This window comes from Belnapia arida (genome assembly GCF_016773205.1).
Taxonomy (GTDB): domain Bacteria; phylum Pseudomonadota; class Alphaproteobacteria; order Acetobacterales; family Acetobacteraceae; genus Belnapia; species Belnapia arida.
The window spans coordinates 16512-27334 of sequence record NZ_JAETWB010000044.1; the positions used below are offsets into that span (position 1 = coordinate 16512).

Here is a 10823-nt window from a genome sequence, read left to right on the forward strand (position 1 = left end):
GGCGAATGTCGGAGCATGACAGCAGGCCGAAGCTTCGCACCACGGCTTGCTTTGTTAATCAGCTTAGGCTCTCGGGAGCGGTACGGCCGCTGGGCAAGTCTATCGTCACTGCTGCATTTGTCCTTGCACGGCCGCTACAGCAGGCTTCCAGCGTATGAGGTCGCCCTCGATCAAGTCTCGAAATTCAGCACTCCCCGTAGGTGCAGCCTCAAGGCCTATAGCTGCCAGTCGTGATGCAGCTTCGGGTCCGCTAACGGATGCCTTTGCGATGTCGGCGATAGCGGCGATGGCGGCCAAATCGGTGCCGGTTGGAGCCAGCACGCCCAGCCATGACGTGAAATCAATCCCAGGCAGACCCAGCTCGGTAAGCGTCGGCACCTCCGGCAGCAAGGCTGAACGCTGAGCTGCAGCAATGGCTAGAGCGCGAGTGGATCCGTCCTGCAGATAGGAAAGGTGTACGGTGGGGTTGTCGCAAACGAAAGTGAGGCGACCCGCCAGAAAATCCGGTAGCAATGCCGAGCTGCCACGATAGGGGATCATTTCGGCTTGGCCACCGAGCCGCGCGAGGAACTGCTCGCCGACCACATGCATCGCCGTTCCAGGCAGTGGCGGCGCCCAGGACGAAGGAGCATCATTTGCACGTAGGCGAGCGGCCAATGATGTGAAGTCCATGATGCCGGAACTGGCACGCGTCATGACAACTGCGGGGGAGGTTGCGAGGCGAGCCACAGGCATCAGGTTCTGCACCGGATCGACTGCCCCCGGTGGGTCGCCTCGGAGTTTGTTGATGACAAGTGCAGCATAGCCCAGCAGAAAGGTCCGGCCGTCTGGGCGCGCTCGCATGACGGCGGAGGCGGCAATATTGCCTCCTGCGCCGGTGAGGTTCTCGACAACGACCGGCTGCGGCAGCCTGGAGCGCGCCGTTTCAACAAACAGTCGGGCAAGAGAGTCCGTCGGCCCCCCGGCTGCCGACCCGACCACGATACGCACGGGGCCATCCGGCGTCCAAGCGACTGCAGGGAAGGAAAGAAAAATCAGAATGACCGCTGACAGCAACCGAGCTCGCAAGTTCATCACAATACCTTCCATTCGGGTCCTTGCACACAAGGAGCCCCCGTTGATCAGCAGTCAGTTCTAGATAGGCAGCATAAGCAATTGAGCTTCGGCCCGATAATGATAGGCTCCTGGCGAGTGGCCCATCAGCGCTCGACCGGCCGGATGCGGCCCTCCGGGACGGCGGAGAGCGGCCCGCCCCGGCCGACGGCCTCGGCGACAACGTTGACCAGCAGTGGCCCGCCGCTGGCGTCCACTAACACCTTGGCAGCCCTCAGGTCGTCGTACCCATCGCCGCCTTGCGATAGATAGTCCACCGTGGCGAGCCGGTAGTGCCGCGCCGGTTCCAGGGGCCGCCCTCCGATCTCGATCGAACGGATCCTGCTCCCGGCGTGTGAGGTGGGGTCGTAGGCTACCCGAAGGCCGGAGACCTGCGGAAAGCGTCCGGCGTTAGCCTCAACGCCGGACACCCCGTACTCAAGCGCCGCCAGCAGCGCAGCCCCGCTCACCTCGAGTAGGACGACGGCGTTACCAAACGGCATCTCGGCCATCAGATCGCGGCGGGTCAGCACGTGCCCGACCGGGTACTCACGGTTGCCGCGCATGCCCCCGCCGTTGACCAGCGCGGCGTCGGCCGAGAAGTGCGCCCGCAGCGCGTCCGTTAGAATATTGCCCATGGCCGCCTCCCTCGTGCGGACGACGGCCGTCCGGGTGTCGAGTGGGGCGGCGAGAGTCGCCAAGGCCTCCCCAAGAACGGTCTGCAGCCGCGCCTCGACGGCATCCACCAGGGGCTTGATCCGGGGCGAGGGTTCAACATCGACGTTCGGCACCAGGCGGAACCCAACCGAGCGCACCCGCGCCGGGCGGCCCCCCGCGGGGCGCTCGACCCGCATTTCAACGACGGCCAGCCACTTCGCATCCCCGCCCGCCTTGACCACCGGCGCCCCGCTGTCCTGCTTGATCGTCGGTTCGTGGTCGTGGCCGCCGAGGACGAGGTCGATGCCCTCTATTTCGCGGGCCACGCGCTCGTCGTCCGCGAGGTCGAGGTGGGTCAGCGCGACCACGACGTCGGCGCCGCGGCGCCGCAGGTCGGCGACTCCGGCCCGGAGCGCCGCCGTCTCGTCGGTGAAGGTGACGTCCCGTGCTCCCACCGCTAGGTCGGCAGTGGCCCGCGTCAGCGCGCCGACGAAGCCGATCCGCAGCCCTGCCTCCTCGCGGATGAGCGTTGCCGCACCGGCGAAGGGGGCGCCGTCCATGCCGAGGACGTTGGCAGCGAGCCAGGGGAAGCGGCTCTCGGCGACGCGGCGCCGCGCCACCTCGGAGCCAAGGTCGAACTCGTGATTCCCGAGCACTGCGACGTCGGTACCAAGCGCGTTGAAGATCTCGACCATATGAGCACCGCCGGTCACGCTCGATGCGAGCGAAGGCGAGATCAAGTCGCCGCCGAAGGTGAGAAAGCTCGGCCCGGCTGCGCGGCCGCGCTCGGCCTCCACCAGCGTGCCCAACTCGGCGAGGCCGCCGTGCGGCGGCTGGCCAAGATGCTGGTAGACGTCGTTGACATGCAGAAACGTCATCGAAACCACGTCGGGCGCAGCCGCTGCGACCCGCCCCGTGGCGGGCAGCGCGGCGACAGACGCTAAGCCACCGAGGACGGCGCGGCGGCCGAGGATTGCTCTGTGCATTCGGTTCCTCATTCCGGCGTTGCTGGCTCCGGCGATCATGCCGTCGTCCGGGTGGACAGACGCCCTGGGTGGGCGCGCCAAAGCCCTCAACCTTGGGCCCGACGGCGAAGGTCGTGAAGGGGTGGCCATGCCGGTCTAGGACGTACGGAGCCGACCACCTTTAGACTGGGCAGGAACGCGTTGAAGTCGGGAATCGGAGAGGGCAACATGAGCGTGTTTTTGGTTTGTTCTCCTGTGGCATTCCAGCCTTCAGACCATGCCGGACGCCGACTCGATTCCCTTACCGCTCGTCGTGCCCCTGTGGCTAGATTCGGTCACTGCTGCCGCAGCGCGGCAGGCAGGTGCAACAGCAGGGCAGGGCGGCCTCGACAGCGTCACAGAGGCGCTGGCAGTGCTGGTTGGACGGTATCCGGCGCTGCTCCTAACCATGCTACGGGAGCCGGTGGAGGGGATCATTTCGCCGTCTAGGCAGGGGCGGTGATATGACCAAGACCAACCGCCGCGTCTTATCCCCGGTCCCGGAATACGGTTGGGATATACGCCGGGGCATTGTCACAATGTTTGATGACCGGGCGCGTTTGACCGCAGGACAGAGCTTGCGCGATCTCACGCCGCCATCTTGGCACACGTCTCCTGCCGCTAGATCTGGAAAGCCTTGTCGCGCGAATGGCGGTACTGTTCGACGGCCATCAAGTGCCGCCGCGGATGGAGGTGACCGTAAATCATCGCGTGCACCGAGAGGACCGCTGGGCTTGCCCGGGTGACTTGAAGCGCTGAATCTGACGTTCTTGACGTCGCGTCAGGTGGTGAGAGTGCTCGGCACGATTGTTCAAGTAGCGGCTAGTCCAATGCCGCGCACCGGGCAGGATCTCCCGCTGTGCGACGCCATAGCTGCGGAGCCCATCCGTGACGATCTTGCGGGGCTTGTACTTGAGACCAGCCAGCAGGCGTTTGAAAAAGCGTTTGGCGGCCGTGGCATTGCGCCGCTCCTGCACGAGGAAGTCGAGCACGACACCGTGCTGATCCACGGCGCGCCAGAGATAGAAGAGTTCGCCGTTGATTTTCAAATAAACCTCATCCATGTGCCAAGTGTCACCCGGCCACGGCCGACGCTCGCAGAGTTTGACCGCGAGCTCGGTGCCGAAGCGGAGGCACCAACGGCGGATACTCTTGTAGCTGACCACCAAGCCCCGCTCGGCCAGGATCAGCTCAATGTCGCGCAGGCTCAGGCTGAACAGGTGATAGAGCCAGATGGCATAGTGGATGACCTCGGCTGGGAAGCGGTAGCCGGGGTAGGTGGTGGGCTCGATCGACATTCGACCACCTTGGTCCAAACAGTTCATTCCGCTCAGCGCTCAGCTACGTGACAATGCCATCGGCACCGTTATTGCGCGCCGCACGGGGCAATGCGTTCGGGCTTGGGGGGATCTGTTGGAGGTTCGAATACGGCCAGATAGATCGACCGCCCTTCGATCCAGTGCCACGCCACCTCCCGGTAGCCTACCGCCGCGAGTTCACAGGACAGCAGCGCGCGAGGGGTACCATGCGCCAGCACAGGGCCGTCCACATCAAGAATCGCCACCCGGCCGTTGAGCCGCATCGCCGGAACAAGGTTGATGAGGAGACCGTAGGGCTGCGCGATCTCATGATACATATGAACAAGCAGGGCAAGATCGACCGAGCGCGGCGCCAGGCGGGGATCATGCGGCTCGCCAAGAACCAGCGACACATTACCCAGTCGCTCACGCAGGACGCGCTGCCCAAGGCGATTGAGGGTGCGACGCTCAATATCCTGAGCAATAACCCGGCCTTCGGGGCCAACGCGAGGTGCGAGCCGACTGACGTAGTAGCCGGCACCGGCACCAATATCGGCGACAGTCATGCCGGGACGGATGTCGAGCAAATCGATAACCCGGGCAGCCTCACCCGCGCGCTCACGGCTGTCCTCGTTCGCCCACTGGTCGGATACGATGCCGGCGACCGGACGTTGCGGCCTCGGAAACCGCTCTGCGGCGAGGCTGGGCGGCTCCGCGGCCGACACCACCGCGTCGGGTGCGGCGGCAGAGCAAGCGGACACGGCGAGCGCCATCGCCGCGCCCGCTAGCCCAGCGAGAAGCGGCACCGCGATGACGAGCCCGGCGCGGCTAGCCCTCATTGCGCTCGCCCTTGCGCCCGATCACTGCCCAAAGCGGATCCCTGCCCCATCGCCCCAGTGGCACCAGCTCCAGCGCTTCGACGCTGGGGAAGCCGGCACGCTGTAGATAATGCGACACCAGCCCGCACTGGTCGTGACCCTCAAGGCCCTGCCAAATGGCCACCGCTTTCGTAGGAAAGCAGCGATTGGAGAAGGTAATCGCCACGACGCCGCCAGGCCGCAGCACGCGCACCACCTCGCCCAGCACCTCGACCGGCTGCTGGAGGTACTGGATCGAGACGCAGATGCCGACCGCGTCCACGCTCGCGTCGGCAAGCGGCAGCTTGGGATCGCTGTTCAAATCCTGAACGAACCAGCGGTCAAGCCGCGGATTGGCGGCCAGCTCTGCTGCATTCATGCCGTAGCCGATGACTTCGGCGTAGGCGACCTCCTCCGGCAAATGACTGACCCAACTCGACATCAGGTCAAGCACCGTGCCACCGGCCGGGAAGAGTGCGTGGTACAGCTTGGTGACAGCCGCGATGGCCCCGTCGTCGATATGCGTGACGAAGCGAGGGGCGGCGTAGAAAATCGTATCCGATGACGAATCAGCTTTGGCGAAGGCGCGTGGCGGCAGTTCGGGCCAACCGTCCTCGGTCATGACGACGGGATCCTCTCAGGTAGCAACCCCTCAGAAGTGGGGAGGCTCTCGGGGTTGCCAACTCGCCGCGGAATGGCCGGTTGAAGCGGCCTTGCCTTACCAATTCAGGCGTTCGCCGGGGCAGTACGCGGTCTGGCCTGGCACCGGCAATAAATGAAGCCAAGCAAATAGCTGCGCGCTCCGCCACCTTGCCCTCGCAGTCGATCTTTCCAGGTCGAGCCTTATCCAACAACAGGTGGTTCATACATCAGGCCGGATCGGTACCCACTCCTGAGCCAAACCCAGCATACTGCAGCCCCGCCCCCATCAGGCCCGCCGCAAGCGCATTCGGCTTGCTCTCTACCCTCAGCCCTCAGAACTAAGGCTCCAGACTCAGGCGCTAACTTTTCAGCGGTTGTTTGCTGAGTCAGGCGCCACCATGTTGGTTAGGCGGCAAAAGCGTCATCCCAGACTCCAGGTCTTCAGGCAACGATAGTATTGTTGCTTGGGCAAAGCCCGCTTAAGTGGGAAATGTTGCTAGGCAACGAGCGCGGCCGCAGCGCTCGTGCTCACTTGGCTTCAGCAGGGGCCAACAGGATTGCAATCTCCACGGGAGAAGGCTCGCCATCCTCCCCTCCAACCTGCCCGGCAACCGGAGACGCTCAAGAGCATTCCGAAGTCAGCTTCCGAGCAGAAGCGCCAAGCTCATGAGCGATGAACGATAAGCGAAGAGAACGATATGCAGAACGGCAACACGACTGGCGGTTTGGACCGCAGGACACTCCTTCTGGCCGGACTGGCCGTCGCACCGCTCCTCGGCACGTCCCGCGCTTGCGCGCAGGCCTACCCGGATAGGGCGGTGAAGCTGCTGGTGCCATTCGCGCCTGGCGGCACTACTGACATCATCGCCCGGGTGGTGACCAGCCAGATCGCGCCGCATTTCAATGGCCAGTCAATGGTGGTGGAGAACAAGGGCGGCGGCGGCGGCGTGACCGGCGCCATCGAGACCGCGCGCGCCAGACCAGACGGTTACTCGCTCGGTATCGCAACGGTGTCGACCGTGGCCACCGTACCGGCGATCCAGCCCTCGACTCCCTACGACCCGCTCACCGCTTTCACGCCGATCACCAACATCGCGGCGACGCCAAACGTGGTCGCGGTGCACCCCTCGTTTCCAGCCAAGACCTTCCAGGCATGGGCGGACGAGGTGAAGAGAAACCCAGGCAAGTACGCCTATGCCACCTCCGGCACCGGCAGCATCCTTCACCTGCAGATGGAGCTCTACAAAAGCTTGTCCGGGGCCGACCTCACCCACATTCCCTACCGCGGCTCTGGCCCGGCCCTGAACGACGCAGTGGCGGGGCAGGTGCCGGTGATCATCGACAACCTGCCCTCGGCCTTACCCTTCATCCAGACCGGCCGTCTCGTGCCCATCGTGGTCGCGTCACCCCAGCGCGTTGCGGCGCTGCCGGACGTGCCCACCTTCAAGGAGGTCGGGTTGGAGCAGGTCAACCGTGTCGCCTTCTACGGCTTCGTGGGTCCGAAGGGCCTGCCGCGCCCGATAGTGGAGCGGGTGCGCGAGGCTGTGCTGAAAACACTTGCCGAGCCCATGGTGCGCGGGCGCGTTGAGGAGACCGGCTCCTTCATTGTGGCTAACACGCCGGAGGAATTCGCCCAGCAGATTAAGACCGAGTACGAAGTTTACAAGAAGGTTGTGCAGGAGCGGAAGCTGCAACCTGATTAGACTGCATCCCCAGCCAAGCGGCAAACTGGCGTCCCAAACCCAAGTGGCTTGGATCGCCCACAATCGCTACCAGAGCATTCGCCGTGATCGGACCGATGCTCGGCACAGCTTGGAGCCGGCTGCTGGTTTCGTCCGCTCTGTGCCAAGCGAGCAGCTTTGCCTCGACCTCGTCCACGCACTCGCCGACGGCCCGGAGCTGCGCGGCGAGGATGCCGAGCATGTCAGCCGCCGGCATCGTCAAGCTGTTGGCGCGAGACTGACCGGATTGGCTGACCAAGGGCGATGCGAGATTGGAGTTCAGGCCGCGGCGATCTCGCTGACGTCGACCTATGCTTCGAACGCACGCACCCTTGCAGCTCCATGCTCACTAGCGATGACGTGGTCGCAGCGGAGATGGAAGAGGTTGGCGATCTGGTCGTGAGCGGAGAGGAAACGCTGTGCCTGCCGCGCTGACTTGAAGCGCTTCATTTGCCGCTCTCGTCATCGCTTCGGCTGGTGTGAATTCTCGGTCCGGTTGTTCAGGCCCTTGTGCTGGCGGTGCTCGACACCGGGCATCACCTCCTGCTTGGCCGCCCCGTAGCTCGAGGGCTTGTCAGTGACCATGACGCGTGGCGCCTGGCATTGCCGCTTCAGCAGCTCGCGCAGCAGGCGCTTGGCGGCCCGCTTGTCGCGTCGGCTCTGCACCAGCACGTCGAGCACCAACCCGGTCTGGTCCACGGCACGCCAGAGGCAGTGTTTCACGCCACCGATCTTGATGGCGACCTCATCGAGGTGCCACTTGTCTCCGTCGCGGGGCAGCCTTCGCCGGATCCGGTTGGCGGACTCTTGGCCAAACTTGAGCGCCCACAGCCGGACGGTTTCGTGGCTGACGATGATGCCGCGCGCCGCCAGCATCTCCTCGACCATGCGCAGGCTGAGCGGGAAGCGAAAGTACAGCCAGACCGCCTGGCTAATCACATCGACGGGAAACCGATACCCAGGGTGGGGCGAATTGGCGGCTGACGAAACCATCCGGAGCCACTACCGGACCAGGGCCCGCCCGCCAAACCGCGCTCGACTTGACGGTGCCCTCACCGGTTCGCCAGGCCATACTTCCGCAGCTCCGGCCCTAACCGCCCTGACAGCGCCAGCCAGGAAAGACGCAGGTCGCCCCGTAGCGACCAAGTTGGGTAACTGAAGGTGGCTGGCCGGTTCCGCTCGATCAGCAGGTGTGAAATCCACGCGCAGCCGTAGCCGATCACTGAGGCCAGCAACATCAACCACCAGGGGCCTATCAACACGCCCATCAGCAACACGATCGCAGCCGTGCAGGTGGCAGCAATATGCACCGATCGGGTCGCTGGCCGGCTGTGCTCCCGCAGGTAGAAGGGCCAGAAATCATCGAAGCTGTGGAAGCGGTCAGCCATGAGGAGACTGTGAGCCAGTAACCCGCCGGAATCAAACAAACACCTCTACCCTGTGAAATCAATGCCGTGGGGGGGCGTCCACCTAATTACGGCCGCCCGCGTGACCTCCACCATCAAGCACCAGCGGTCAGGACACTTGCGGCCAGAATCCCAGCGTGCTGCGATCAGCCATGGTTGACATTCCTCCCTCCGACGCCCGCCTGGACCGCGATCTCATCGTCCTGCTCGACCACGCGCTGGCGATGGTTGCAGACCACCTCGCGCCCGAGCAGCGCGCTGATCTATGGCAGAGGATCGAAAAGATGGGTCTCGGCGGCCATATCGAACGCCAGTGTTCCCCTGAAGTACAGCGCGTCCTCCTGAGCGAGCACTCGCGCGCCAACCCGGACGGGGGACAGGTGGGGGAGGCCACGAGCGAGCTTCACCGCAGCGAGGAAGGTGTAGTTGTCGCGGAAGGGTCCGGCAAGATTTCGGGGATACCTACCAGCTAGCAGCCCATCAGACTCGCGGCTCCGGACCGCGCTCATGAACTGGCGCACGCGGCCAACAGAAGCCACCGATGCATCCCTAGTCGGGATGCGCTCTGTCCGATCGGTCACTTCCAAGGATGTCGATGGTTGGTGCGCCGTCGGAGGGCGCTGCACTTTCATCGGACGCACTCTGGCACGCCGGCCGTCCGCGCGGCGTTCACCGCCGGTGGTCGCGCGGCCTGATCTCGGCACCTTAATCCAGCCCATCTATCTCAGAGGCCTCGACGGCGGACAGACCAGCCCAGCTCGGGCATTTCAGAGAGCCGGCAGGGGGACCTATGGCTATGCGATCCGACATCGGAGGGCACTGGGCCATCTGTACCGAGGCACCCCTACCGCATCGCCTGCCTCCATGGAGGCGCGCTGGGACTGGTTCGAACCAGCTGGAAACTTGTAGGCTGCTGGACAACAGTCCGGAGGAAACATTGTGGCCCATCTTACGCGGCGCGCCGTCCTTGCGGTTGGCATGTCCCTGGCAGCGTCCGCCTCAGCATTGGCACAGGAGAGCTTCCCTTCCCGCCCGGTGACCATCATCGCCGCTGGCGCCGCCGGCGGGCCGACGGACACCATCACCCGCATCGTCGCCGACAGCATGGGCGCACACCTCGGCCAGGCGGTCGTGGTCGAGAGCATCGGGCCCGCGAACGTAGCCACGCAGCGACTCACCCAGACACGGCCCGACGGTTACGTGCTGATGATGACCAACATCGGCATGGCCGCGAGTGCGACGCTCTACCGCCGCCTGCCATACGACGTCCTCACCGACTTCGCGCCGCTCGGCCTGGTGTCCGACGCGGCCATGACCTTCATCGCGCGGCCCGGCTTCCCGGCCGGCAGTTTTGGTGAGTATGTTGCAGCCCTAAAGCAGCAAGGCGAGGGGCTGAACTTGGCGACGGCCGGGCTCAGCTCGGCGGCCAACCTTTGCGCTCTGCTGCTGCATCGGACGGCCGGGGCGCGGGCGACGGTGGTGGTGTTCCGCGGCACCGGTCCTGCCATCACCGAGGTGATGGCAGGGCGCATCGATCTGCTCTGCGATCAAGCCACCAATACCGTGCCATTCCTGCGCGACGGCCGGCTGCGTGCCTTCGCTGTGACCAGCACCGCGCGGCTGCCGGGCTTGCCAGACATACCGACCACGGCCGAAGCGGGCTTTCCCGACCTCACTATGAGCACTTGGCACGGGCTTTACGCGCCAGCCGGTACGCCTGAGCCGGCGCAAGAGCGGATCTCGGCCGCATTGCGAGGGGCACTCGGCGAAGCGCGGCTCCGTGCCCGCTTTGCGGACCTCCTCACCGAGCCTGCCACGCCCGAGCGCGCCAGTATTGCCTTCCACCGCCGCTTCCACGCTGAGGAGGTGGCACGTTGGAAACCCATTATCGAGGCTGCGGGACAGTTCGCAGACTAAATGGCTGTTTTGAAAGGCGCTGCTGGCCACTTTGGAGCTCGCCCTTGGCAAGGGGCGAGAGGCATATCCAAGGTGCTGTCGATGGATATCCAGAACCGCGTGGTGACGGTAGTGGCCGCCGGGGCGTCCTGCTAGAGCGTTTTCCCATCAGTCTGCGTCATAGCCGGCGGCGGCGAAGTGGTTGGCGCACTCGGCTGGGGTGAAGGTTTCGATGATGCGGCCGATGGCG

The 10823-nt window shown here is 64.8% G+C and carries 9 protein-coding genes and 2 pseudogenes; 3 read left to right on the forward strand and 8 right to left on the reverse strand.

The features are described 5' to 3' along the window. Positions 1-105: 105 nt before the first annotated feature. The 5 genes and pseudogenes from JMJ56_RS28990 to JMJ56_RS29010 all read right to left on the reverse strand — a co-directional run bounded on the left by JMJ56_RS28990 (position 106) and on the right by JMJ56_RS29010 (position 5530). Entirely contained in the window at positions 106-1089 is a 984-nt protein-coding gene (locus tag JMJ56_RS28990) for a Bug family tripartite tricarboxylate transporter substrate binding protein (protein ID WP_202835233.1), read from the reverse strand. 110 nt (positions 1090-1199) lie between these two features. Further along, on the reverse strand, positions 1200-2735 hold the full coding sequence (locus tag JMJ56_RS28995) for a bifunctional metallophosphatase/5'-nucleotidase (protein WP_202835234.1): 1536 nt from the start codon (positions 2733-2735) through the stop codon (positions 1200-1202). A 639-nt stretch (positions 2736-3374) separates the two neighbouring features. After that, positions 3375-4051, reverse strand: a pseudogene (locus JMJ56_RS29000) (IS6 family transposase). A gap of 68 nt (positions 4052-4119) precedes the next feature. After that, a complete protein-coding gene (locus JMJ56_RS29005) occupies positions 4120-4824 on the reverse strand; it encodes a class I SAM-dependent methyltransferase (protein WP_202835235.1) in 705 nt (234 codons plus the stop codon). 55 nt (positions 4825-4879) lie between these two features. Then, positions 4880-5530, reverse strand: a complete 651-nt coding sequence (locus JMJ56_RS29010; protein ID WP_202835236.1) for a class I SAM-dependent methyltransferase — start codon at positions 5528-5530, stop codon at positions 4880-4882. Positions 5531-6248: 718 nt separating this feature from the next. Here JMJ56_RS29010 and JMJ56_RS29015 point away from each other — a divergent pair. Then, positions 6249-7253, forward strand: a complete 1005-nt coding sequence (locus tag JMJ56_RS29015; protein ID WP_202835237.1) for a tripartite tricarboxylate transporter substrate binding protein BugE — start codon at positions 6249-6251, stop codon at positions 7251-7253. Here JMJ56_RS29015 and JMJ56_RS35725 read toward each other — a convergent pair. From JMJ56_RS35725 to JMJ56_RS29030, 3 genes and pseudogenes are all read right to left on the reverse strand, one after another. After that, a complete protein-coding gene (locus JMJ56_RS35725) occupies positions 7192-7488 on the reverse strand; it encodes a transposase (protein WP_407927964.1) in 297 nt (98 codons plus the stop codon). The genes JMJ56_RS29015 and JMJ56_RS35725 overlap by 62 nt on opposite strands. A 92-nt stretch (positions 7489-7580) precedes the next feature. Further along, a pseudogene (locus JMJ56_RS29025) lies at positions 7581-8264 on the reverse strand (IS6 family transposase). Positions 8265-8323: 59 nt separating this feature from the next. Then, positions 8324-8659 carry a DUF962 domain-containing protein gene (locus JMJ56_RS29030; protein ID WP_202835239.1) on the reverse strand — a complete coding sequence of 112 codons (336 nt, stop codon included), beginning with the start codon at positions 8657-8659 and terminating at the stop codon, positions 8324-8326. 170 nt (positions 8660-8829) lie between these two features. Here JMJ56_RS29030 and JMJ56_RS29035 point away from each other — a divergent pair, with 170 nt between their 5' ends. Next, entirely contained in the window at positions 8830-9150 is a 321-nt protein-coding gene (locus JMJ56_RS29035; RefSeq protein WP_202835240.1) for a hypothetical protein, read from the forward strand. A gap of 562 nt (positions 9151-9712) precedes the next feature. Then, on the forward strand, positions 9713-10594 hold the full coding sequence (locus JMJ56_RS29040; protein ID WP_328702500.1) for a tripartite tricarboxylate transporter substrate-binding protein: 882 nt from the start codon (positions 9713-9715) through the stop codon (positions 10592-10594). Positions 10595-10823 lie beyond the last annotated feature (229 nt).

Excerpts from the sequence above, each read along its gene's own strand:
- JMJ56_RS28990 (WP_202835233.1), bottom strand. The coding sequence starts at position 1,089 with ATGGAAGGTATTGTGATGAACTTGCGAGCTCGGTTGCTGTCAGCGGTC.
- JMJ56_RS28995 (WP_202835234.1), bottom strand. The coding sequence starts at position 2,735 with ATGCACAGAGCAATCCTCGGCCGCCGCGCCGTCCTCGGTGGCTTAGCG.
- JMJ56_RS29005 (WP_202835235.1), bottom strand. The coding sequence starts at position 4,824 with ATGGCGCTCGCCGTGTCCGCTTGCTCTGCCGCCGCACCCGACGCGGTG.
- JMJ56_RS29010 (WP_202835236.1), bottom strand. The coding sequence starts at position 5,530 with ATGACCGAGGACGGTTGGCCCGAACTGCCGCCACGCGCCTTCGCCAAA.
- JMJ56_RS29015 (WP_202835237.1), top strand. The coding sequence starts at position 6,249 with ATGCAGAACGGCAACACGACTGGCGGTTTGGACCGCAGGACACTCCTT.
- JMJ56_RS35725 (WP_407927964.1), bottom strand. The coding sequence starts at position 7,488 with ATGCCGGCGGCTGACATGCTCGGCATCCTCGCCGCGCAGCTCCGGGCC.
- JMJ56_RS29030 (WP_202835239.1), bottom strand. The coding sequence starts at position 8,659 with ATGGCTGACCGCTTCCACAGCTTCGATGATTTCTGGCCCTTCTACCTG.
- JMJ56_RS29035 (WP_202835240.1), top strand. The coding sequence starts at position 8,830 with ATGGTTGACATTCCTCCCTCCGACGCCCGCCTGGACCGCGATCTCATC.